The organism is Pseudarthrobacter sp. W1I19, from assembly GCF_030817835.1.
Lineage (GTDB): Bacteria > Actinomycetota > Actinomycetes > Actinomycetales > Micrococcaceae > Arthrobacter.
The window spans coordinates 41,797-62,216 of record NZ_JAUSZR010000001.1; the positions used below are offsets into that span (position 1 = coordinate 41,797).

The window sequence follows — 20,420 nt, forward strand, 5'->3', positions numbered from 1 at the left end:
GGCGCGGCCCACCAGACTAGAGGACATCATCCGGATTACCGACACCTTCTAAACCATCTACAGCATCGATGGAGACGCGCTTTCCGTCCCACCGCCGGCCGACAGAACCCTTATGGGGAGGTAACGGAGGGCCTATCGAAAGCCTCTCCCCGGGCCATTTTGAACGCCGATAACGGATATTCTGTTAAGTAGCGCTAGGAAACAGGATGGGGTGCCGATGCCTACTCCGGGAGTACCGGGTCGAGTTCCACCTCGAAGAAGCCTCAGCGTAGCGGGAGTGGGTGCCGGCGACGGCTGGGGAGGCGTCGTGGTCTCAGGCGCCGCTTCCTGCCCAGGAGAAAGTGCCGACAGCCGGGGGTAAATCCCACCGCCGCCGGCCCTTTTCCATGCCTACCCCCGGACCAGCGCGGCGCGGAACACGTCGAGGACGGCAGGAAGGCCCGCGTAGTTAGAGGCGCGGCTGGGCGGGAATGTGAATACGTCGCCTCCGGCCCAAACTTCAAACTCCAACCGGTCAGGCCAGACCCCACTGGTGCCCCGGACGTCAGTGATCCTCGTGATGTCGAGGGACTCGACGGCCCGCAGTGGGGTCGCCGTTGTCCGGACTCTCCCGGGCTTGAACTGCGCCTTGACTAACAGACTCTTTGTGACCACCACAATGGAGCCCGCGGCGGCGTCCTCGTCTCCGTCGAGCGCGCCGCGGAGGTCGAACTCTTCGATGCTGTGGCCGGCGTACAGGATCGGTTCGTCACCTGTCGCGGCGAGTATCTGTGATGTTGCGGTGGAGAGCCACTGGGGATGCCACCCGTAGCTGATCAGCGAAACGTGCCCGGAATCGTTGAGCTGTAGCATCAGGTCCTTGCCCTGTTCCCGCTGCTTGTTCCCCAAGTCCTCTTGTGGGTCGTATCCATTAGTCCCCCTGGGTTGGTTGTGCCGGGGCGACGAGTTGGCCCCCGTCGGTAAGGCTACAGGCGGGGTACGACGGCGGGGCTGTTTCACGGTTCGATGTTTCACGATCGTCCGCGCCCTGGTCGTCTTCGAGCCTGTCGGCGAACAAACCAGCATGCACCTAGCCCGCGATGGAACCCGACCGTAATCCATGGAGGCCGAAAGCGGCGCCTTAACGTCATGTACACCATGGGTGGCAGTTTTCTCGACATCCTCCGAATTCGCTGGGCGGAGAACGGCGAAGCCAAGGCACAGGAATTTCACGTGGGCTAGCTCATTTCGGACGGCCTCACCGCCCACCGGGGGCTTCCTACAGCGCTAGAGGAACAGCTCGTTAGAAAGTCCTCTGCGGGCATCCCCTCGAGCGGTTCGCACCATGTAAGAATAGGCCGACAAGGACTGAAAATCTCCGCTCGGGGATGTCAGGAGTGGCACGTGCGGCACCCGAACCCCGCGTAAGCGGCCAGCTTTGCCACGGGTTGGAGCAGGTCTCCGCTTCCGACACGGATGCGCAATCAGCGAAGACCGCATGCCTGTGATGGACTATCCCGTATGAGTCGGCAAGAAGAAGCATTGCGTATCGCTGAGGAAGTTCTGGCTGATGTCGAATTGAAGCGGCTAAAGACCTCGGAGATAGTGCTAAAGGCAAGCCGTTTAGCTCGGCTTATCGGGCAAAGCGAATTAATCGAGTTTTTGGCATTAGAAAGGGACGGCTACCCAGGCGATGGCACCGATAACTACTGGATCGGCCGAGCCGGTAGATGGTCAGATGCATCCAAGGAAAAGTTTTTTCCAGCGCCCATTGCAAAGATTGACTCCCAAATTGAAGCGACCCGTCAAGCACTCGACACCCTGGCTGGCGGCGGCAACTACTCCGGGGAGTATGCGTCGGTAGCTGCACGCGAGCACGATAAGAAAATCACCTCATACTCAAGCAGTCGTCAACAAACTCAGGCATCAGCGGGCAAGTCGCCGCGACTGTGTACAGCCTCGTGGCCGAGCTTTATCACGAACTCCTATTCAGTGAACTGCAAGCCACCCTGTTTGAGGCGACACAAGCACGCGTTGATGGAGCGCTAGCAGCTTCCGGTGGAACTGCACTCGACAGAATAGAACGCATCTCAGACCGACTCCGTGACGGGGATGCAGAATCGGTGAGCCAAGGACTTACTTCTTGCAGAAGGCTAATAGATTCCGTTGCAGATCATCTATTTCCTAGTGGCGACGGTGATTACGATCTGGGCGACGGCGTTCGGATCAAAATTGGCCAGCAAAACGTCCTCAACCGGCTTCAGGCATATTGCCACCAACAAGGGCTCAGTAAGTCACGCCGCGACCGTATCCGGAAAACGCTGGTGGAATTGTATGCACGGTGTTCCGCGGGAACACACGCTGAGGCAGACGTGCAAGAGGCCAGATTCGTGTTTCTTCAGACGTACGTGGTCTTGGGAGAGATCCTGACTCTCGGCACTGATCCCGAAAAGTTGGACAAGATCTAAGCACTAAGCCTCTTCTACTCCCGTGGTTCAAGAGCCGATATCGGCGTTCCGTCAAGCTAGGGCTGCGCGAACTATTGCACATCGACGGCGGAGGCAGGGGAGCGGCTCACTCCAGCTTGGCTTGGCGCAAATACTGGTAGACGGTCTCCCTGCTGATTCCGTAGTCACGGGCAAGGAGGGCTTTTGGAACTCCGGCGCCGGCGCGCTGGACGAGCTCGGCGGCCCGTTCCTGTGTGAGGGTCTTTTTCCGTCCTTTGTAGGCGCCGCGTTGCTTGGCTAGGGCGATGCCTTCCTTTTGGCGTTCCTTTATGAGGGAGCGTTCGAATTCAGCGAAGGCGCCCATGACGGAGAGCATGAGGTTGGCCATGGGGGAGTCCTCACCGGTGAAGACCAGGCTCTCTTTTAAGAACTCCACCCGCACGCCTTGCGGGTGAGGCCCTGGACCAGGGCTCGCAGGTCATCGAGGTTGCGAGCGAGCCTGTCCATGCTGTGAACCACCACGGTGTCCCCACCTCGTGCGAACCGCAGCAGTTGCGTGAGCTCCGGTCTGGCAGTGTCCCTGCCTGAGGCTTTGTCCATGAAGACCCGGTCCAGAATTACGCCTTCGAGCTGGCGCTTCTCATTTTGGTCCAAAGTGCTCACCCGCACGTAGCCGATCCGCTGCCCGCTCACATGGCCTCCTATCCTCGTCCTGTCAGGTTGAGTTCTAGGCCCGTTCAGGAAGGAAGTCAAGGCATTGTGGATACCGATTCGAGGTGCACCAGCTGGTTTTGCGGCCGCAGTTGCAAGCGAATGAGGGGCACCGCCCAACTGCTGAGCGCCGCGGGAAACGTCTCTATTGCTTAGCGATGGGCAGTGATGAAACCGTCGGTTCTTGGGAAGGCCGGTCCGGCCAGTACTCGATGGATTGAAGGTATTCGGTAGCGTCCGCTTGTTCGCTGAATTCCAGAAGGTTCCCGACTTTTTCTACCAGTACGTCCCGCACCTCAGCTGGGGTGGCGAAGAAGAACTCCTTCCGTGGATTGGCCTGGTTCACGGCCTTCGTCGCGAAATGCTTATGGAGCTCGTTTTCCAGGGTGACTGCATCTTCAGAGAAGAAAAGAGTGTGGATGTCGAAGCGGAACGGTACTGATGCGCCGCTGAGCTCCGCGACGCGTTCCGCGGGTTCGAGCCGCCGTGTCAGGCCAATCTTGACGACGTCATCGCCAAAGGCTCCGCGGTTGGAGATCACGTAAACGTAGCCGGCGCGTATGTTAGCTGCCCGGAAGTCGTTCTGAGCGATGGCTTCGTCGATAAGCTCGAGCCTCCGCTCGAGATCGGCATCCCCCTGACCGGATGCTCGCATCGCGTTGAGAGCATTAAGGAGGTGGGCGCGTTCCTTGTCGAGCCGGGCCCGTTCCTCGGCGAGTTCGCGTTCGACGCGGCGTTCCTCGCGCAGACGAGCCTTTTCCTCTCGTTCTGCTTCTTTCTCCTCCTGCTTCTTCATGAGCCAGTCGGCAGTGAGCTCGATTTCTTCGACGCGCAGAGCGTGGAAGTCATCACTGATGTGCATTTCCATTAGCGCGCCCAGTTTTGCGATTGCCATGCGGGACGCATCGAGGCGACGCTTCGCCGTGACAACATTGCCTAGCTTTAAGGATCTGATGCTGTTGTCCGCCTCGGCGTTATAGGCGCGAAGCATTAGTTTGGCTAGGTCATCGGTCATGCGCCGGCCCTTGGCGAGGGAATTGTTGAAGGTGAACAGATTCGACTTCACGATCGCATGCCCGGCTTTAACCAGTTCCGCGATTCGCCCTTCCACCTCGTCTAGCCGGTCACGAAACGATGCCGCATTCTCAAGCGGGTGGTGATACCGGTAAATGCCGACTTCCTGGAGCACTCGCGCGTCGTCGAGTTCAACGTATGGAGTGGATGCGTCGGTAGCATCGGAGAGTTGCCGCCGAAGAAGTTCATTTTCTGCCTCAAGAAATGCAACCCGTGCAGCCACTGAAGATACGGTGGGTTCCTCTTTGCTCGGTGATGATTCAGGTCCCGGCTCCGTGCTGGCCGGGGAGGGCGAATCTCCTGATGGCAGCCAGAGTTGCCATCCTGGCGGGGGTGCCGGCCACGAGGGGTCCGGCGTCCAGCCTGTCGGTGGCCGCCAGGACGCGGGGGGTTGGGGCCAGCCAGGAGGCGGATTGAAAACCAGATCAGCCGTCGTCATCAGGAGCGCCGAACTCCTGCGACATTCGCGGGTGCCAGCCCGAGTGGGTTCTTTGAGACTGCGGCACCCAAGTGTTCCAGAGTAGCCGCAGGCACCACCGCTGACAGGTCGATGGCAGAAAAGGCCTCACGTGATACCCCGACTGCGGCGAAAGGTATGTACGTTTCGTTGCCTGTCGCCGGGTTAATTGTCTGTGTTCCGACTTCCAGCGCGATGCTTTGTATCAGCGCGCGACGATCAGCTTCAAAGATTTCATGCAAAGTCCGCAGTACGACCTGGTGGACGATTCCCGCATATCGGTCCTTCGACTCTTTCTGTGAAAGCGCTACCGGCGTGATCTCGTCGCTGGCCTTTACGTACTTGTAGGACTTGATCGTGGGGACCTGGTCTGGGCTTGGGATGAGGACGCGCAACGCGAGTTCTGCTGTGTCAGGTTCAAACTCTGCCTCGTGCTCTACGGAGAATCCGTCCGGGTAGACGGAGTTGGCGAGCACGATGCCTACGTATTCCTGGACCGCTTCCACGGAACCGTAACTGAGATTTGTGATGAGTTGGTCGATCGAGGCGTTGTGCTCAGCAACCTCGGTCTCACGCGCGGCGCATTCGTCCTGGTACCGGGCTTGTGCTGCCGCCAGCCTTTGCTTTCGGTTGTTCTCATCGGCCGCATACCTATCAGCAACCGCCTGCCGCCGCCCGGGCAACTGGGCCACCTCATGCTCCCAAGACGAATAAGCTTCGGCAAACGCGGCCTCGGCTTGGGCTTGGGCCTCAGCAAGCTTCTTCTTGCGGCCAAACAGCCCGGTCGGGGGAGCGGGGGGTTCGAACACCGGGGCCGGGGGATCGGGCAGGGGTACAGGCGCGGGAATTGGGGTCTCGAGCCTCCGGTCAAACGGGGGATGCTCAGCCCTTCTGCGCAAGCTGGCAAGGTCAACGTAATCATCCACTGCCAGAGTCGATTCAAGGAGGCTGTCGACCTGATCGTAAACGCTTGCAAGCTGGGCGTTCAGCTGCTCGACTTCGGCCTGGCGGCTGGCCACGTGGGCGTCATGCGCTTCCTTCTCAAGGCGTTTGCGGTCCGCCTCGGAAGCACGCTGCAGTGCAGCCTGCGCCCTTTGCTCAGCTTTCCATGCCTGCTCGGCCCGGCGCGCCGACGCCGCCTGTTCCCGTGCCGCGGCTCGCTGGCGCTGTTCGGCCACTCTCGCTTGGTGCTGCATTTCCGCTAAAAAGCCACGACGCCGTGCCAAATCAAACCCCCAGATACAGTTTTCGTTCACATTAGCAAGTAACTGGAAGATTAAAGTATTCACCTAGCCGGCTGACCCGAAATTATTTAGTAGCCTGCATCAAAAGCGAGTCCTGACAGCAGGCGGCTCTGTCGCAATACGATCACCTCGGCTCCAGGCTAGTGGACAGGGTCACGCGAAACCTCCGTCGCGTCCTCTCCGAGCTTGTGGAAGCCGTGAATCGATTGATAATCGAGGCCTAGTTTTTGCTGGGAAGGCTGGAGCTCCGGCTTTACATAACGACCACCACCCTAAGAACCACCATGCCCGAACTCACAGGGAATCCTCAGGTTTACCGGCACATAATGGACCGGAGCTCCGGTCAACCGCTATTTGACTGGAGCTTCGCCAATTTCAGATCGGCACGGTTCAGGCCCTGCCCGAACACATGGTGAATTGAACTGGCGTGGTTGACGAACACCTGGAGGGTCGTTCTGGGGTGGCACAGGAAGCCTTCCGGGAGCCCCTCTCAGCGCCAGCTTTACATAACGTCGGCTATCGGCTATCGGCTATCGGCTCTCTGGAGGTGGCGGGGGAGTACCCCAGCCATGTGTGCAGCGGCCGCCCCCACATTAGAACTTCCGCCGCCATCCGGTCAGGTCGAGCTCCAGCCCATGCCAACCGAAGGATCTCTGTCACTGATTCGTTAGCGTGAAAGGCGCTTCGGACCTGATGCCGGCGAAGAGGAAACAGCCGCATCGCGGACCTAGCACTTATCATCCAAGGGATCTGCAGAACGTCATGGACGCGCTGAATGCGGCTCGTATACTGGCTAGGCGAGGAAGGCTTTGAATGATCCGAATAACCCCGTCCACCCAGTCAGCACCAGAGATAGCTTATGAGTGGTTGAAAAGCTATATAGCAGAGCTGCCGCGCGATGAAGAGTCCTTCCTTAACGAAGCTGTCCTGGCAAAGTCCACAGGAACTTCGCGTACCCCGGTCCGCGAAGCACTGCTCCGGCTTGAGGCTGAAGGATTCGTCAAGCGCGTCCCCCATAAAGGTGCGTACGTTCCGCCGATATCAGACCCTGAGGTCCGTGCGATTCTCCAAGCGCGTTCCGTGGTGGAGAAGTGGGCCGTCCTCGGGCTCGGCGATGTACTTGAAGGGCAACTCGACGCACTACAGCGCCTCATCGACCAACAGAGGGACGCTCAGGACGAGCCAGCCCGGTTCATTGAACTGGACACCGAATTCCACACCCTGATGGTCCGCGCAGGCGGCAACCCGATCCTTGCCGACTTCTATTCTTCTCTCCGGCAGCGCCAGCTCCGCATCGGTGTCCTGGCCGTCACCCAGGGCACCGGTCGCGCCGAACAAGTCCTCCGTGAGCACCAGATGATCGTGGATGCATTGCGGACGCGCAGTGTCGAGTCGACGCATGAAGCCATTGACGCGCATTTGGACTCCACCCGGCTGGCGATCATCGGTTACTGACCTGTACCCGAAGACCTGAGCGGCGGTGCAGGCGCCCTTGCCAGGCGGGGCTGGAACGCTGAGGCCGTCCCTGCGACCGGCAATGGGAACAGGGACGGCCCCGCGAAACAGGCGGAACGTTCGGGGCCTAAAACGTCCAGGGCATGGCGTCGTGGTTGAAGTCACGGAACGATCCGAACTTTCCGGCATTGAAGGCCAGGCCTTCGCCGTCGCGATCCCTGCAGGAAGTCACTTGACCGAAGAACACCTGATGGTCACCGATGTCGTACTGGTGGACCACCCTGCACTCTGCTTGGGACAACGCGCCGTTGATTACGGACAAACCGCCCTCGGTAGTGTCGAACTCGCCGGCTTCGAAGCGTGCTCCGCCGCGCTGGGCGAACTGCCGGGCAACGGCCTCCTGCTTCGCGCCCAGGATGGAGATCGCGAACTTTCCGCTGGCCAGTACAGCATCCCCGGTGCGGGTGTTGAAGTTCAGCGAGATCATCAGGATCGGCGGGTCCAGGCTGATGGACGTGAGTGAGTTTATGGTCATGCCATACTGCTCGCCCCCGTGCTCTGTGGTCACAATCGCGACGCCGGTGAGGAACCTGCCCATGGTCCGTCGCATGGCCAGCCCGTCCGGGACGGCGAAGGCTGCCGGGGTGCCCATGTCAGTTCTTTCCGTTCTGGTAGTAGCGCACTTCGAACATCTTTGCACCGCTCTCCGAGACCCAGGGGCCGTGTTCCATCCCTGGTGGACGGGTTGCCCAGTCTCCGGCACTGAAGGTTTTCCCGAGGCGCTGGTCAACGAAGGAACCTTCGAAGATGAAGACCTCTTCCCAGAAATCGTGGGTCAGGACCCCGTTCGGGGAGGTGTCGGTTCCAGGTTCGAACTTGAGGATCCGGGTGACCGAGTCGTTCGAGTCATCGCGGGCGAGGATGGCCTCGGACAGGCCCTGGATGTGGGGGTTGCAGGGGGTGAAGTCCACCGATGAGGTAGGAGTGAATTCGAATTCGGGCTTTGCCATGGCTAGTTGTCCTCCTTGCGGCCGTCCACGCCGTAGCCTGCGAGGAACTGGTCGAGTTCGGCGACCTGCGCGTCATAGCCGTAGTTGCGGTAGGTGTAGACGCCCTTGACGACGAACGGCGCGCCGGCGTAGAAGAGCTCGTACTGCTGGTGGCGTCCGGCGAACTCCGAGCCGATGATGTCCCACGCCAGGCGGAACAGCTTGATGCGCTCCTCACTCGGCACGCCGGGGGAAGCGATGTAGCGCTCCACATCAGGGGCGGTGATGGGGCTCTTCATGTCCACCACGCTGGAGGGCAGCTGCAGGACGCCGCCGCCAACCAGGTCCCGCAGGATCGCCATGACGCGCGGGTAGGTTTCGGACTGCAGGCCCATGGCCCCGTAGAGGGCACGCTTGCCGGGGACCAGCATGCCGGCGGAGTCGGCCTCGGCGGTGTACTCCGCGGCCAGCAATGCGGACTCCACGGAGGAAACCAGGGCGGCGAGTTCGCCGAGCTTTTCCTGGACACCGGGGATCTTATCGGTGCCGTTGACCTGGGTGACCTTGCGCGCCACCGCAGCTATGAACTGCAGCTTGGTGGTGAACCGGGTCTGGGCCTGCCAGTTGCCCAACGCGTGTGCTCCGGTTTCGAAGAACTGCCGGCGCAGGGTATCAACGTTCCGGTTGATGAAGACGCGGTCCCAGGGCACGAGGACGTCTTCGAAGATGACCAGGGCGTCGGGCTCATCGTAGTGGCTGGTCAGCGGATAGTCGAACTCGCTGGTGGCCGCCGGAGCGAACGGGCGGCGGCAGAGGAATTTCAGTCCTTCCGTGGCAGAAGGCAGGGCGAAGCTGATGGCGAAGTCCACATCGTCCGGGCCCAGCGGCTTGATGCAGGTAACGAAGACTTCATCGGCAATGGCGCCGCCCGTGGCGAGCATCTGCGAGCCGCGGACGATCAGGCCTTCCTCGGTTTCCTTCACGACGCCTACCTGCAGGAAGTCGCCTTCCCAGCCGGACGCCGTCGTGGCACGGGAGACCTGCGGCGGGATGATCGCGTAGGAAACGTAGAGGCTTTCGGCGAGGATCCGCTCATAGTAGCGGCGGATGTTGCCGGAAAAGTCCCGTTCTGAGTCCTCGAAGACCTCCGGGTGTGCGCCGAACGCTGCGAAGAAGGTGCCGACGTGGTCCGGGCTGCGTCCTACCCAGCCGTGGGTGTGCTTGGCCCAGCGTTCAACGGCCTGGCGGCGCAGTTTCAGCTGCTCAGGGGTGCGGGGGATGCTGAAGACGCGGTTGGCGGTGCCGTTGATTTCTTCGCTGTGGTACTGCATGCCGTTCGCGGAGTCGGCTGCGATGTCGTAAAGTTCGGCGATGGTGCCGATCACGTTGCGGAAAGCCGGGTGCTCGGCGACGTTGTCGACCCTCTCCCCGTCGATCAGTACTGTGCGCCCATCGTTGAGCGTCTTGATGTATGCGTCTCCGGTCCTCATGACTGGTGTCCTTTCGTGATGGTGTAAGTGTGGTTGATGGTGGTGCCATCCGGGAAGGTGAGCTCGATCCGCCAATCGCGGCCGTAGATAAAGTCGCCGCCGATGACGGGCAGGGTCCCGCCCAAGCAGACAAAATCCCGCTCCCCGATGGGGTTCCGCTCGAGGAGCAGCTCGACGACGTTTGCCGGTGTCCGCAGCCCGTCCAGGGTGCCGTCCTGGTATAGCCGGCCGTCCACCCAGCTGCGGGCCCGGCAGTCATCGAGCGACAGGGCCTGGATGTCGGGCACGGGGATGACGGTTCCGGCCACCGGTTTGGGGCACGCCCGCTTCGATTCACCGATGTCGCGGGTTTCGATGTGGCGGTCCGTGTGATCCGAGGCGATGCCGAAGTAGTAGCGCCCGTCGTGCCGGATATAGAGCGGCTCGATTTCGCCCGAGGTCTTCTCGCCTGCGGCGCTCACCTCCGCGGCAGCGGTGACGGTGCTGCTGTCGACGGGATAGAACATTGGCACCTCGGGCGGGGGTGCGACGCCGATCGCGGCGAGTTCGTCGATGTGGTGCTGGACCGCGGCAGCGTCACGGCCGGTATAACCGGCGACGACGGCGTCGTAGTCGGTCAGTTCGATCGTCTCGCCGGTGCCGGCGACAATGAACGTCAGGGTTTCCGTACTGGTCTTCATAAGGTTGCTTTCTTGCTCAGCGGGTCAGGCCCGAGTAATCGGTAAGCCGGTCGGCGATGACCGGGAATTCCCGGCGGGTCTCCTGGACCGAGTTCGGGTCGATGGTGGCGCGGAGGACCTCCTCGCCGGTTCCGGCCTCCGCCAGGAGACGTCCGGCGGGATCCACGATGCGGCTGGTGCCGCCGAGTTCGACGCCTTCCTGGACGCCGGTGGCGTTACAGGCCAGGACAAAGACCTGGTGCTCCACCGCGCGGGCGGAGGTCAGCAGCTTCCAGTGCTCACGGCGGGCAGCCGGCCAGGCAGCGGGAACCACCACGATCTCGGCCCCGCGCAGGCTTAGCTCCGACCACAGGCCGGGGAAGCGCAGGTCATAGCAGGTGGTGCCGGCCATCTTTCCGAAAGGCGTGTCTGCGACCGGGAGCGAGGTGCCGGGCGTGAGTAGATCGGCCTCCAGGCACTTGTAGCCGAAGACATGCAGCTTCGAGTACTCATGGACAACCTGCCCTTGAGGGTCAACCAGGACCGACGTGTTGCGCAGCGCACCACCATCGATGCGTTCGACGATGCTGCCGGCGTGAACATAGGCGCTGAGGTCCTTCGCTACGGAGGCGCACATGCTGACCGTCGGCCCGTTGACCGTCTCCGACAGCGCCGGGTACTGGTCGAAATGGAAATACCCTGCGCTCCAAAGCTCCGGCAGGACGATGAGGTCCGCCCCGGCCTGCTCGCGCAGGAGTTTTTCCGCGCGTTCGATGCGCTGGGTCTGGCTCTCAGCGTCCGGACTGGACAGCTGGACGAGTGCGATGTCCATGGTGCTCCTTCATGATCGGGGGCAGCGCCCCGGTTGGTCGTTAGCCGCGGTTTCCGTAGGCTGGGATGGCTTTGAGGACGGTGAGGGTGGAGTCGAGGTGGCTTCGAACGGCCACCGCGGCGGCCAATGGATCCTTGCTGCGGATCGCCTCGACAATTGCCCGGTGTTCGTCCACGACGTGATCGCTGCGGCCGCGACTGTCCTGGACCGCCGTAACCCCCATGCGTTGTTGCTTGATGCGCTGTGAATCGTAGACTTCCTCCAGCGCCCGGTTGTTGGCGGCATGCACGATGTGTTTGTGGAAACTGATGTCGCAGTCGATGAACGCCACGGGGTCAGCCAGGCTGTCCTGCTGCTGCTGCAGGAGCAGTTCAAGTTCCCCGCCCAACCGGTCAAGCGATGTCACCTTCCGGACTGCCCAGTCTTCGATGACCTGCCGGACTTCCATCATGCTTTCGATGTCCTGAGCGCTGAGGGCTGGAACATAGGCGCCTTTGTGCGGAACCCTGCGAAGGAGCCCGGCCGCCTCAAGGCGCAGGAGGGCGTCCCGGACCGGCGTGCGGGAAACTCCGGAAGCTTCCGCGATGGCATTCTCGGTGAGGAAGGCTTCCTGGTCCCAAGGCAGTGCTGAGATTTCCCGGCGCAGCCACCGGTAGGCCGTTTCCGGGGCGGTCCGGGCGGGTTTCTGCAAAATACTCATGGATCCTCTGTTCTGGCGCCTTCACCGGGTATGCGATGGATACTGCTTGTGGCGGCATGGCCGCCACGAACAGCGGCTACGTCATGGTTGTGCCACCTTGCGGGCTACCTGCCCGTCGAGGTCGCTCAGCTTCATGTCCTTGGTTTCCTTGGCGAAGGAAACCGAGACGATCGAGATGACACCCATGAGCACGAGATAGAGGGCGATCGCCTGGCCTGTGCCGAAAGCCTGGTAAAGGGCCAGGGCAATGATGGGGGAGAGTGAACCGGCGATCAGGGAGGCAACGTTGTATGCGACGGACGTTCCGCTGTAGCGGACCTTCGTCGGGAACAGTTCGGAGAAGAACGCCCCGATGACCGAGCTGTAGGCGGCAAAGATCAGCAGGCCGCCGACGGCAGCGAGGACGATCATGACCGGCTGGCGGGTATCCAGGAGGGCGAAGAACGCAAAACCCCACACCACGGTGGCCATCGATGCGCCAATCATCATGGGCTTGCGTCCAATGCGGTCCGCGAAGATCGCCAGGATGGGGATCGCGATGACGGCGACGCCCTGGCCGATCATGACGGCGGTAAGGCCGGTCTGGCGGTCCAGCTTCAGGATCTCGGTGACGTAGGTGATGAGGAACAGCGAGTAGATGTAGAAACCTGCGTTCTCACCCATCCGGCTGCCGGCGGCGATGAGAATTTCACGCCAGTTGCCGCGGAACAGCTCGGCCAGGGGTAGTTTCGCCTGCTTGGCGTGATCGGCATCCGCCTTGGCCTGCGACGCCAGGAAGAGCGGAGTCTCCTGGACGTAGAGGCGCAGGATCAGCCCGATGATCACGAGCAGGGCCGAGAGCCCGAAGGCGATCCGCCATCCCCAGGCAAGGAAATCCGCCGGTGGCATGACTGTCGACAGAACAGCAAGGACGCCAGCCGCCATGAGGTTGCCCAGGGGCGGACCCACGTTGGGCCATGAAGCCCAGAAAGCACGCTTGGTGCTGTCATCGCTGTATTCGGAGACGAGCAGGACAGCGCCGCCCCACTCACCCCCGAGGGCGAAACCCTGCACCAGGCGAAGGAAGAGGAGGATCAGGGGAGCGGCGATGCCGATGGACGCGTAGGGCGGGATGAAGGCGATAAGCGCGGTGGCGACGCCCATCAGGAGCAGGCTCGCCACAAGGGTGGATTTGCGGCCGTGCTTGTCGCCCAGATGCCCAAGGACGATGGCGCCCAGGGGACGGGCGACGAAGCCCGCTGCGAAGGTTCCCATGGCCAGCATGGTGCCGACCATGGGATCCGCGCTCGGGAAAAACAGTTTGTTGAAGACAAGGGCAGCAGCCGTGCCGTAGAGGAAGAAGTCGTACCACTCGACGGCGGTGCCGGCGAGGCTGGATGCAGCAACTGCGGGGAGGGAGGTGTGCTTACGCACCGCTCGCGCCTGTTGGGACACATTGCTCATGGAAATCCTCGATGGTTTTCAGGGTCGGTATGCCTCCTTCGCACCGTTGCGGAGGAGGCTTGGCGCCGGACTTTGCGGCGGTCCGTGACTCAACTCACGTTGGCCATGAAAAGACTGTAGAACACTCGTATACAACTTGTCCACTATAGAAATACGCATTGTGGACTTGTCCTTGACGACGGGTGTGATCTAGGTCAATACTAAGTGAATGCCTTTCACTAAAGAAACTGCGGCAACGACGCCGCACACCAGCACCGCGCCCAGGACGGAGCTGAAGAAGAACGCAATCGGCACACGTGACATTGTGTTCATGCTGGTTTCTGCGGCAGCGCCGCTGACCATAGTCGTCGGCATCGCCCCGCTGGCCCTTGCGGTTGGCGGAGTCGGTGCCCCCTCCATATACATTGCAGGTGCCTTGGGTCTTGCCCTGTTCGCCGTCGGATTCATGGCCATGACCCGATACGTCCGCTCCTACAGCGGCTTTTACGGCTACATCGCCAAATCCCTCGGCCGGGTTATAGGCCTTGGCTCGGGGCTCACGGCCTGGATGAGTTACAACGGAATCCAGATAGGCCTGTACGGGCTTCTCGGAATCCAAGCGAATCTAGCGGTCAGGTCACTGACCGGCGTCGAATTGCCGTGGTGGCTGTACGCGGCCGTGGCGATCGGGGCCGTCTGGTACCTGGGCTGGCGCGGAATCGACGTGGGAGCCAAAGTCCTCGCAGTCCTGCTCACCCTGGAAACGGCGATCGTCGCGAGCGTCGCCATATTCGTTCTCGCCAAGGGCGGGGCCCAGGGCATCGGCTTTGACTCGTTCAGCCCCGACTCGATCTTCACGCCCCAGTTCGCCGCCGTCATAGCCCTTGGCTTCTCCGCTTTTATGGGGTTCGAATCCGGCGCCCTCTACCGCGAGGAGGCCCGGGACCCCGACCGGAGCGTTCCCCGCGCCACCTACATCTCCATCGCCTTCATCGGCGCGTTCTACGCCTTCGCCGTATGGATCATCGTCCAGGCTTTCGGGCCCACGGCCATTCAGGAATTTGCGGCAGGGCATCTGGATGCTGGCGACACCGCCTACATCGCAGCCGGCAACTTCGCGGGCGAGTGGTGCGTGAATCTGATGAGCGTGCTGATCGTCACCAGCATCTTCGCCGCCCAACTCTCCTTCCACAACACCATTAACCGGTACACCCTTTCCCTGAGCCGGGAGGGCATTTTCCCCAGACGCTCTGGCCGGATCAGCCCCCGCTACGGCACGCCGTCGCTGGCGGGAATCGAACAAACCGTGCTCTCTCTTGCCCTCGTGGCGGGCGCGGCGCTGCTCCAGCTGGACCCCTTCACGCAGTTTCTCATCTGGACCAACAGTCCGGGCGTCATCGGGATCCTGCTTTTGCAGGCCCTCACCGGGATTGGCGTCGTGGTCTTTTTTGCCCGCCATAAGCAGCACCGGCCCCAGTGGTACGTGATCCCCTCGGCCGTCGCCGCGACCCTGATCATGTGCCTCGTAACGTACCTGATGGTGGACAACTTCGAGTTGATCAGCGGCCTTCCCGACGGTGACCCCATCAATACGGCCCTTCTGATAATCGCCCCGGCAGTAATCATCGCCGGTGCCATTCTGGCCATGGTCCTGCGCCGGGTGAACCCTGGCGCATACCAGCGGATCGGTCATGCAGTCTGAGGTCCCGAGATTAGCCTTGCACTATGCAAACGCCCGAAAAGACTCCCCGGATGGGACGGCCACGGACCCCCAGGCTTTCACGAAAGACCATTGGCCGGGAAGCGCTGGCCATGTTCGAACAGGAAGCGACCCTGTCAATGCCACGCCTGGCAGAGCGCCTCGGAGTCCGGCAGTCCTCCTTCTACAAGCACGTCACGGGCCGGGACGACATCATCGAACTGGCTCGGGGATCCCTTGCCGACCGCGTCCAGGTCCCGGCGTCGGACACCGGGAACCTGGACGAGCTCATCCGGCAGATCTTCGAAGCGCTCAGAAGCGCCTACAGCCTGGCACCGGCGCTTCTGCCGCTGCTGCTCACCCAGCCTGTATCCCACCCGGACGCGCTGTCCCTCTACGACAAATTTGCCGGTGCCCTGACACGTGCCGGGGTGCCTGAACACCTCGTTATCCCGACCTTGGAAACCCTCGACAGCGCAGCCATCGGTGCCAGCCTTGACGCCATCACCATGGAGTCCGCCTGGAACATCCCCGAGGCTCAGCGGACGGATTTCCCCTACCTGTCCGCGGCCCAGCAAGCCGTATCAACCAGCCAAACGGACCGCTTTGCGTTCCTGGCCGACGTCCTGTCAGCCGGACTGAAAGCCGCCATCACCGACAACACCTGAGATTCACCGGGTGTTAGCCAGAATCCCGCAACACCACAGGAGTAAAGCCTTGAACACCGCCCACCCAGTCGACACCGTCATCCTCTCATCGAGCATCCTTTACGGTGGGGAACTCGAAAGGATAGCGGGCTTTATCGCCGTGTCAGGGAGCCGCATCGCGGCCATAGGGCCGACGGCGGCAGCAGCGGAGTGGATTGCAGGCGCCGCCCAGGTGATCGATGTGGGGGACGCCACCGTCACCCCGGGGCTGATCGACGCCCACATCCACCCGATACTCGGCCTGAGCATCGCGCGCGGCCTGGATCTGAACGGGATCACAGAACTCCACGCCGTCCGGGCAGCACTTGCTGAATATGCCGCAGCAACACCACACCATGTTGGCAGCGACTGGATATTTGCCTGGGGTATGGATCCGGTGATCTTCGGCGAGGCGGAGTTCAGCAACAGCATCTTCGAAGGCATCCTCGACGGGGAACTTGTCTACATCACACTTTTCGACGGACACGCAGCCTTGGTATCCGACGCCGGGCTCAGCCACGCCGGAGTGACTGGCAGGGAAGAAGTGGACAGTTCCGGATTCGTCGGCTTGTCCGCCAACGGAACGCCGAACGGCATGTTGTACGAGATGGCCGCCATGGACCTCGTGCAGGCCAAGCTCCCGCCACTTTCCTTCGACGAGAGGGTGGATGAACTCGACCGCCTGCTGCGTGCCATGGCCGGATGCGGTCTCGTAGCCGGGCAGATGCTGGACTTCGGCCATGCCGACTCCCTCGACGTCCTGGAAGCCTTGGAGGAACGGGGAGACCTGGCCATTCGCCTCAGGATCTCGCCGTGGGTCATGCCCGGAGCCAATCAGGAGGACCTGAATGCACTTCTGGCCATGCAGGGCCGCCACGGACGACGCTGGCACGTGCGTGGCATCAAACTCATGATGGACGGCACGATCGACAACGGCACCGCCTGGCTGTTCGACCCGGACTCTCACGGAGAATCCCGGCACCCGTTGTGGCCCCAGCCTGCCGAGCTCGCGGCGGCCATGAGGTTTTTCCACGAGAACGGGATCCCCACCGCCACCCACGCCATCGGGGACAAGGCCGTCTCATTCATTGCCCAGACCATCGCCGCGCTTCCCCGGAACGGGACAGTGCACCGCATTGAGCACATCGAATCCATCCCCGACCAAGTGCTGACCCAGATCATTGACGCTGGCGCCACCACCAGCCTTCAGCCAACCCACTGTGCCCTGTACAGCCGCGCCGACCACGCCGACAACTGGTCACGCCGCCTCGGCACCGAACGCGCAAACCACGCCTGGCGCACCCGCGACCTTCGGGATGCCGGAGCGGTCGTTGCCCTCGGCTCAGACTGGCCCATCGCCCCCTTCGACCCGCGCGGTATCATCGCCGCTGCCCAAACACGCCGACCAGCCGGCAGGCCCGACATAAAACCGGTACAACCCCGGCAGGCACTTTCCGCGCGCGCAGCCTTGGAGGGTTATACCGCCCAATACTGGGAATCCGTTGGCGAAAAGGGAGGCACCTTAGTCGTCGGCGCGCGGGCTGATCTGACAGTATTTGGCCTGGATCCGCTGACCACGGCCCCCGACGAGTTCGCGCTGGCTCCTATCCTCCTCACCATGGTGGACGGGGAGATCGTCGCCGATCACCGAACAGCTGCAGCGGCCGCCGGTCCGAGCACCTGAACCGCTCGATCGAACAGACTTATACGCGCAGGCTGCTTAGGCCCAAGCCCGAGACTACGGCCGTGAAAAGATACTCATTCCCCCGGGTCCTGCTGTAGACGCTTCGTATACAACAAGTCTATAGTTAACCGTGACCATCGCCACACGGGACGCGATGAAGCGGTACAGCGTAATCATCGACAGGGGTACTAATCATGACCTTGATTCAGAAGTCAGAAACGACGCTCGAAGTAGACGCCGACGATGCCTCCACGCTTCAGGAGGACCTTGGCGCGGCAGTGGCAATTGCTTCGAATGCCTGCCTCAACCGCGGGGGCGGAGTGCTTGTTACGCAACACGACTACTGGTCTTTCACTGTTTGCGTGTCTCCGAACATCCCTAGTGGGCACACCGTCCAGCGACAGGCCTGGCGTCTCGCATGTTAGCCGGAGAAGCTTTGTTCATGCCAAGGCCTCCTGTGGGCTCAAGAGTCCTCGCTCCCTGCGCCGTGGATCCTTGGGGCATGTACCAAGGAAATGAAGATTCTGCCGGGGAGGGTAAGGCGGAGGGTTGGCTGGGACCCGAGGCATCAGTGCGCATTTGGCCAAATTCGCAGGAGTTGTGATTCCGGTGGACGCCTGCGACGATGGCTGCCATTTTTGCGAAGGGCCTGAAACGGACTAACTATGCTTGATGCCCGGCCACGAGACTGGGTCCTGGCTAGCTTTCTGAAGACCGACGGCGGGAGGAGCGCTTGAGGCCCCTCCCGCCGTCGGATGCGTTCTGCTAGTACGGGAACTGCCACATGTAGCGTCGTCCTTCCAGCGAGTAACCCCGTACCGCCTCATAGTGGGCGGCGAGCCGGAACGCGATGGTGTAGAAGACAAGGGGTGCGACGAAGGCGCGCATTTCCTGGGGAATGCCGGGAAGCTCGAGCTCCCTGCTGTCCACCCGGAAGGTTTCCCCGCCGTACTCCTCGAGAAAACGTTCCGCGCGTTCGGCCATCGGGCGGGTTTCATCTTCGGTCAGGTAAAGGATGCTTTTGGTGTCCTTGTCGAACACTTCGAACGGGCCTTGGAAAAACTCGTTCGCATTGATGGTTGCCGCGTGCATCCACTGCATCTCCTGGAGGAAGCAGCTGGTGAATGTGCTGCCCATGCCCTGCAGTGATCCTGAAGCGATGAGGTACGTCACGGGTACGTCCTTCATGTTGCCGGCGATCTTGGCGGCGTAGGGCTCGAATCCGCGAACCGCGGCCTCGGTGGCTGCCGGCAGTGCAGCGAGGGCCGAGAGCTCTGCGGACACGTTTTGGCCTTCGCGTTCCAGTATGGCCAAGGCGAGCAGTTGCAGGAGGATCTGGTTCCCGTCCCCGGTTTTGGCGATCAAGGCCCTGGTGACTGCTTTTGCAAGGGTTCCTTCAGGGTTCAGTGTCACTGCCACTACGGCTGCCCCCCGCTCCTGTGCCCAGGAGGCTGCCCTTGCTGTTTCGGGGGTCATGCCGGCGGCTGAGAGGGAGATAACCAGAGCGCCTGGCCCTACTCCGGGCGATGCGCGGTAGTAAAACTCGTCCGAGTTAACAGAGGTCACGGGCGTTGTTGCCCGCCGGTCGAGGAAGTACTGCGCGGCGTGCAGGCCGGAGAGTGAGCCTCCGGCACCCACGAGGTAGACCCTTTTGAGTTCCGGCAGGCCCGATATGTAGGACCTGATGTCAGGCCAGAGGGTGAGGGCATGCTCCTGTGAGCCGCGGATGTCGCCTGGGATTTCCTTGACAGGTTGTACTCCGATGAAGGTTCCGTCGGTCATTGTTGTTCCTCTGCTTTCGGGGACGTCCCCGGTTGGTGCGGCCGGCTGGTTTCCGGCCGTGTTTGGTCAGGTTTTACTTGGCTGCGGTCGGGGCCGCTGTTGCGGTCTGCTCGGCTTTGGGCAGGTACTGCTCGGGCATCGGGGAGCCCGGGAACCACTTCTGGTACAGGGTCTTCCAGGTGCCGTCTTCCATGGCTTCGGCCAGGGCGTCGTTCAGTGCTTCTTTGAGGGCTGTCTTGTCCTTGGCGATGGCGAAACCTGCGGGTGCGTCGAAGGAGGGGATGTCGGCAACACTGACCAGGCCGTGCTGCTCGGTGTAGTCCTGGGCGGTCTCGTAGTGAGGAAGTGGGCGTCTGCTGAGCCGCTGTTGACCGCTGCGATGGCTGAGTTGTTGTCCGGGAACCGGTCCAGGCTGGCGGTGGGGAAGTTCTTGACTGCGTAGGCTTCCTGAAGGGTGCCCTGCACCACGCCGAGGCGCTTTCCGGACAGGCCTTCTACGTCCTTGATGCCGGAATCCTTGGTGGTCAGGACCGTGAGGTAGCCGGCGAGGTAGCCGTTGGAGAAGTCCACGGTTTCCTTGCGCTTGTCGGTGATGCCGATCGCGGCGACGCCGACGTCGAACTGTCCGTTGGCCACGGCGGGCAGGATCGCGGAGAAGTCCTGGCCGGTGAAGACGACGTTGTCCACTCCTGCCCGCTTGGCAACGTCCTTGAAAAGCTCAACATCGAAACCGGTGTAGTTGCCTTGTGCATCCGCGAAGGCATAGGGCTTCAGGTCGCCGACGCTGGCAACCCGGACAGTGTCCGGCTGGATCAATGCGTAAGGGTTATCAGCGGAGGGGGTTGAAGCGGGGCTGCCCCCGCATGCGGTGGCAAGGCTGGCAGCTACCGCGGCCATGGCCATCGCCAGGCCGCGGCGGAACTTCTGGGAACGAGTGCGCATAGGTTTTTCCGATCTCCGGGAGAGGTGGCTGTCACAAGCTGAACTCGAGGACTGATTGCTGAGCTGTTGTGAGAGCGTTTTCAGGTATTGCCAAAACTACATTCTCAAATTCCCGTCCGTCAAGAGGGTGGCGCCAGGTGTCGTTGAGACACGAAATCGCCGAAGCTA

Annotated in this window: 16 protein-coding genes and 2 pseudogenes; 5 read left to right on the forward strand and 13 right to left on the reverse strand. The window is 61.7% G+C overall.

Annotated elements, in window-relative coordinates:
- Positions 1–390: 390 nt before the first annotated feature.
- Positions 391–888, reverse strand: a complete 498-nt coding sequence (locus QF038_RS00180; protein WP_307607562.1) for a hypothetical protein — start codon at positions 886–888, stop codon at positions 391–393.
- Between the two features lie 612 nt (positions 889–1,500).
- On the opposite strand from QF038_RS00180, the gene QF038_RS00185 reads away from it, so the two are divergent.
- Positions 1,501–2,028 carry a hypothetical protein gene (locus QF038_RS00185; RefSeq protein ID WP_307607563.1) on the forward strand — a complete coding sequence of 176 codons (528 nt, stop codon included), beginning with the start codon at positions 1,501–1,503 and terminating at the stop codon, positions 2,026–2,028.
- A 525-nt stretch (positions 2,029–2,553) separates the two neighbouring features.
- Here QF038_RS00185 and QF038_RS00190 read toward each other — a convergent pair.
- From QF038_RS00190 to QF038_RS00200, 3 genes and pseudogenes are all read right to left on the reverse strand, one after another.
- Positions 2,554–3,119: pseudogene (locus tag QF038_RS00190) on the reverse strand (recombinase family protein).
- A gap of 163 nt (positions 3,120–3,282) precedes the next feature.
- Entirely contained in the window at positions 3,283–4,650 is a 1,368-nt protein-coding gene (locus QF038_RS00195; RefSeq protein WP_373461495.1) for a DUF4041 domain-containing protein, read from the reverse strand.
- Positions 4,650–5,957 carry a hypothetical protein gene (locus QF038_RS00200; RefSeq protein WP_307607567.1) on the reverse strand — a complete coding sequence of 436 codons (1,308 nt, stop codon included), beginning with the start codon at positions 5,955–5,957 and terminating at the stop codon, positions 4,650–4,652. The genes QF038_RS00195 and QF038_RS00200 overlap by 1 nt, the downstream gene beginning before the upstream one ends.
- A 768-nt stretch (positions 5,958–6,725) precedes the next feature.
- Here QF038_RS00200 and QF038_RS00205 point away from each other — a divergent pair.
- Complete coding sequence (locus tag QF038_RS00205) at positions 6,726–7,367, forward strand: GntR family transcriptional regulator (RefSeq protein ID WP_307607569.1); 642 nt, start codon at positions 6,726–6,728, stop codon at positions 7,365–7,367.
- A 127-nt stretch (positions 7,368–7,494) separates the two neighbouring features.
- Here QF038_RS00205 and QF038_RS00210 read toward each other — a convergent pair whose 3' ends face one another.
- The 7 genes from QF038_RS00210 to QF038_RS00240 all read right to left on the reverse strand — a co-directional run bounded on the left by QF038_RS00210 (position 7,495) and on the right by QF038_RS00240 (position 13,480).
- On the reverse strand, positions 7,495–8,019 hold the full coding sequence (locus tag QF038_RS00210; protein ID WP_307607571.1) for a flavin reductase family protein: 525 nt from the start codon (positions 8,017–8,019) through the stop codon (positions 7,495–7,497).
- A gap of 1 nt (position 8,020) precedes the next feature.
- Entirely contained in the window at positions 8,021–8,377 is a 357-nt protein-coding gene (locus QF038_RS00215) for a cupin domain-containing protein (RefSeq protein ID WP_307607573.1), read from the reverse strand.
- A gap of 2 nt (positions 8,378–8,379) precedes the next feature.
- The gene (locus QF038_RS00220) at positions 8,380–9,846 is read right to left on the reverse strand and encodes a 4-hydroxyphenylacetate 3-hydroxylase family protein (RefSeq protein ID WP_307607575.1); all 1,467 of its coding nucleotides are present in this window, start codon (positions 9,844–9,846) and stop codon (positions 8,380–8,382) included.
- The gene (locus QF038_RS00225; protein ID WP_307607577.1) at positions 9,843–10,526 is read right to left on the reverse strand and encodes a DUF2848 family protein; all 684 of its coding nucleotides are present in this window, start codon (positions 10,524–10,526) and stop codon (positions 9,843–9,845) included. The genes QF038_RS00220 and QF038_RS00225 overlap by 4 nt, the downstream gene beginning before the upstream one ends.
- A gap of 16 nt (positions 10,527–10,542) precedes the next feature.
- Entirely contained in the window at positions 10,543–11,337 is a 795-nt protein-coding gene (locus tag QF038_RS00230) for a carbon-nitrogen family hydrolase (protein ID WP_307607579.1), read from the reverse strand.
- A gap of 40 nt (positions 11,338–11,377) precedes the next feature.
- Positions 11,378–12,037, reverse strand: a complete 660-nt coding sequence (locus tag QF038_RS00235; protein ID WP_307607581.1) for a GntR family transcriptional regulator — start codon at positions 12,035–12,037, stop codon at positions 11,378–11,380.
- Positions 12,038–12,118: 81 nt separating this feature from the next.
- Positions 12,119–13,480, reverse strand: a complete 1,362-nt coding sequence (locus tag QF038_RS00240) for an MFS transporter (protein ID WP_307607583.1) — start codon at positions 13,478–13,480, stop codon at positions 12,119–12,121.
- A gap of 208 nt (positions 13,481–13,688) precedes the next feature.
- Here QF038_RS00240 and QF038_RS00245 point away from each other — a divergent pair, with 208 nt between their 5' ends.
- Genes QF038_RS00245 through QF038_RS00255 form a run of 3 tightly spaced genes read left to right on the forward strand, consistent with a single transcriptional unit; the run spans position 13,689 to position 17,528 of the window.
- Positions 13,689–15,161, forward strand: a complete 1,473-nt coding sequence (locus QF038_RS00245) for an APC family permease (protein WP_307607585.1) — start codon at positions 13,689–13,691, stop codon at positions 15,159–15,161.
- 50 nt (positions 15,162–15,211) lie between these two features.
- On the forward strand, positions 15,212–15,826 hold the full coding sequence (locus tag QF038_RS00250; RefSeq protein ID WP_307607587.1) for a TetR/AcrR family transcriptional regulator: 615 nt from the start codon (positions 15,212–15,214) through the stop codon (positions 15,824–15,826).
- Positions 15,827–15,875: 49 nt separating this feature from the next.
- Positions 15,876–17,528 (forward strand): amidohydrolase, encoded by a 1,653-nt coding sequence (locus QF038_RS00255; RefSeq protein ID WP_307607589.1) that lies wholly within the window; start codon positions 15,876–15,878, stop codon positions 17,526–17,528.
- A gap of 765 nt (positions 17,529–18,293) precedes the next feature.
- Here QF038_RS00255 and QF038_RS00260 read toward each other — a convergent pair.
- A complete protein-coding gene (locus QF038_RS00260) occupies positions 18,294–19,310 on the reverse strand; it encodes an SIS domain-containing protein (RefSeq protein ID WP_307607591.1) in 1,017 nt (338 codons plus the stop codon).
- 73 nt (positions 19,311–19,383) lie between these two features.
- Positions 19,384–20,252, reverse strand: a pseudogene (locus QF038_RS00265) (ABC transporter substrate-binding protein).
- Positions 20,253–20,420: the final 168 nt, after the last annotated feature.

Bases quoted from the DNA above. Each gene is read 5' to 3' on its own strand.
- QF038_RS00205 (WP_307607569.1), top strand. From the start codon at position 6,726: ATGATCCGAATAACCCCGTCCACCCAGTCAGCACCAGAGATAGCTTAT.
- QF038_RS00240 (WP_307607583.1), bottom strand. From the start codon at position 13,480: ATGAGCAATGTGTCCCAACAGGCGCGAGCGGTGCGTAAGCACACCTCC.
- QF038_RS00185 (WP_307607563.1), top strand. From the start codon at position 1,501: ATGAGTCGGCAAGAAGAAGCATTGCGTATCGCTGAGGAAGTTCTGGCT.
- QF038_RS00195 (WP_373461495.1), bottom strand. From the start codon at position 4,650: ATGACGACGGCTGATCTGGTTTTCAATCCGCCTCCTGGCTGGCCCCAA.
- QF038_RS00230 (WP_307607579.1), bottom strand. From the start codon at position 11,337: ATGGACATCGCACTCGTCCAGCTGTCCAGTCCGGACGCTGAGAGCCAG.
- QF038_RS00235 (WP_307607581.1), bottom strand. From the start codon at position 12,037: ATGAGTATTTTGCAGAAACCCGCCCGGACCGCCCCGGAAACGGCCTAC.
- QF038_RS00215 (WP_307607573.1), bottom strand. From the start codon at position 8,377: ATGGCAAAGCCCGAATTCGAATTCACTCCTACCTCATCGGTGGACTTC.
- QF038_RS00250 (WP_307607587.1), top strand. From the start codon at position 15,212: ATGGGACGGCCACGGACCCCCAGGCTTTCACGAAAGACCATTGGCCGG.
- QF038_RS00260 (WP_307607591.1), bottom strand. From the start codon at position 19,310: ATGACCGACGGAACCTTCATCGGAGTACAACCTGTCAAGGAAATCCCA.
- QF038_RS00210 (WP_307607571.1), bottom strand. From the start codon at position 8,019: ATGGGCACCCCGGCAGCCTTCGCCGTCCCGGACGGGCTGGCCATGCGA.
- QF038_RS00220 (WP_307607575.1), bottom strand. From the start codon at position 9,846: ATGAGGACCGGAGACGCATACATCAAGACGCTCAACGATGGGCGCACA.
- QF038_RS00225 (WP_307607577.1), bottom strand. From the start codon at position 10,526: ATGAAGACCAGTACGGAAACCCTGACGTTCATTGTCGCCGGCACCGGC.
- QF038_RS00245 (WP_307607585.1), top strand. From the start codon at position 13,689: ATGCCTTTCACTAAAGAAACTGCGGCAACGACGCCGCACACCAGCACC.